Raw genomic sequence first — 1,397 nt, forward strand, 5'->3', positions numbered from 1 at the left:
TTTCTCTACTATTACGTATAGAGCAATCATTAATTCATTTTCTGAAGCACCATAACGTGGGAGATGAAAATGAAGCAAGCGATCGCTCATAATTAAGACTAACAAATCAATCCGTACATCCGTGCCATAATCCGTGTGAGTATCTCAAAAGCTATGAACCAAGAAATAGACTGGGATGAGAATTTATTAAAAGACCCAGAAACAGAATATAAAGCTATAGTTAGGTCTCTCAAAAGAACGTCTGGTTTTAGATTGTTGTTTGTAGAATGTTCTCCTGCAGAAGGAACAAAATTAATTGAGAAAATTAAGGAAGATATTCCTCAGAAAAAAATGGAAGTTTTGCGGTTAAATGAACCAACAAATAATTTATATAATCTTGTTGCTGCTTTACCAAATAGACAGGATATTAATATTTTATTTGTGACAGGTTTGGAAAATTCTCTGTATGAATATGAGTTGAATAAACTGAAAAATGGTTGGAGTAGTAATGAGAGATATAGTTACAGTGAAAAGGGTGTTCCTCCAATTTTAAGTCACCTGAATCAACATCGAGAAAAATTCAGAGATGACTTTAATGTTTGCTTTGTTTTTATTCTACCTGTGTATGCTTTAAAATATTTTATTCATCGTTGCCCAGACTTTTTTGATTGGCGTTCTAATACATTTGAATTTAAGTCTGACCCAGAGTTAGTAGCTCAAAAGTCATCTCGAATTATTCAGGAATCAGATTATGAAAAATATCAGAGTTTAACTCCTGAAGAAAGAAGGCAAAAGTTTTTGGAGATTCAAGATTTAATCGAAGATGAAAATAATAGTGATGAAGAGAAAGGAAAGCTATTATTGGAACAGGGATTAATACTAACATTAGAAAGTAAAAATGAAGAGGCGATATCTGTTTGTGAAAAAGCTTTAGAATTTAAACCAGACTATCACAGAGCTTGGAATGCTAAAGGTATTGCTCTGAGAAATTTAGAAAGATATGAAGAGGCGATCGCTGCTGATGAAAAAGCTCTAGAAATTAAACCAGACTATTACCATTCTTGGAATAATAAAGGCATTAGCCTGTCAGATATAGGCAAATATGAACAGGCGATTTATGCTTATGATAGAGCTATTGAAATTAAACCAGATTATCATATTGCTTGGAATAATAAAGGCAATTATTTGTTAGATTTAGGCAGATATGAACAGGCAATTTATGCTTATGATAGAGCTATTGAAATTAAACCAGATTATGACGCAGCTTGGTACAATAAAGGCATTGCTCTGAAAAATTTAGGCAGATATGAACAGGCGATTTATGCTTATGATAAGGCTCTAGAATTTAAACCAGATGATGACACAGCTTGGTACAATAAAGGCATTGCTCTGAAAAATTTAGGCAGATATGAACAGGC

1 protein-coding gene is annotated in these 1,397 nt (G+C 32.9%); it reads left to right on the forward strand.

Features of this window, described 5'->3' with window-relative positions:
- Window positions 1-153: 153 nt before the first annotated feature.
- Window positions 154-1,397, forward strand: a 1,244-nt coding sequence (locus tag AC3DU7_RS20260; RefSeq protein WP_488041108.1) for a tetratricopeptide repeat protein, incomplete at its 3' end; no start/stop codon positions are given.

The organism is Okeania sp., assembly GCF_983059655.1.